1 protein-coding gene and 1 pseudogene are annotated in these 613 nt (G+C 63.8%); both read left to right on the top strand.

Going from position 1 to position 613, the window contains the following annotated elements:
• The coding region (locus IIE29_RS16680; RefSeq protein ID WP_425491483.1) for a transposase at positions 1-201 on the top strand (201 nt) is incomplete at its 5' end.
• A gap of 47 nt (positions 202-248) precedes the next feature.
• Positions 249-613: pseudogene (locus IIE29_RS16675) on the top strand (hypothetical protein); the annotation flags it as partial.

Raw genomic sequence — 613 nt, 5'->3', positions numbered from 1 at the left:
GAAGGCACCATCGCGAAATGGATTCGCCAAGCCGAAATCGACGCCGGCAACAAGCCCGGTAAGACCACGGACGAATCCGCCGAACTGCGGGAGATGCGTCGACGCAATCGTCTGCTGGAACAGGAGAACGAAGTACTGCGCCGTGCCGCCGCCTACCTGTCGCAGGCGAATCTGCCGTCAAAAGGCTCTACCCGCTCGTGAGAGAGCTCTCCGCCGACGGGATCCCCGTGGCGGTGACGTGTCGGGTAATGAAGCTCTCTCGCCAGCCCTACTACCGGTGGCTGGCCACTCCGGTCCCTGAAGCTGACGTCGTCGAAGCCTATCGGGCCAATGCCCTCTTCGATGCCCATCGTGATGACCCGGAGTTCGGGTACAGGTACCTGGCCGATGAGGCCGAGGCTGCCGGTGAGCCGATGGCAGTGCGCACCGCGTGGCGGCTGTGCTCGCACAACTCGTGGTTCTCGGCCTTCGGTAAGGCCCGGGCCAAGAACGGCAAGCGTCCAGGACCATCCGTCCACGACGACCTGTGCGTGGTTGTCGACGCCGACGGACGAACCCGTCATGAGTTCCGAGCCGATGGACCGAATCAGCTCTGGCTCACCGACATCTCGGA

This window comes from Brevibacterium renqingii, from assembly GCF_017808095.1.
In the GTDB taxonomy this organism is placed as follows: domain Bacteria; phylum Actinomycetota; class Actinomycetes; order Actinomycetales; family Brevibacteriaceae; genus Brevibacterium; species Brevibacterium renqingii.
The sequence above is the reverse complement of the archived record's forward strand: the minus strand, read 5'-3'. Positions and strand labels throughout refer to the sequence as shown.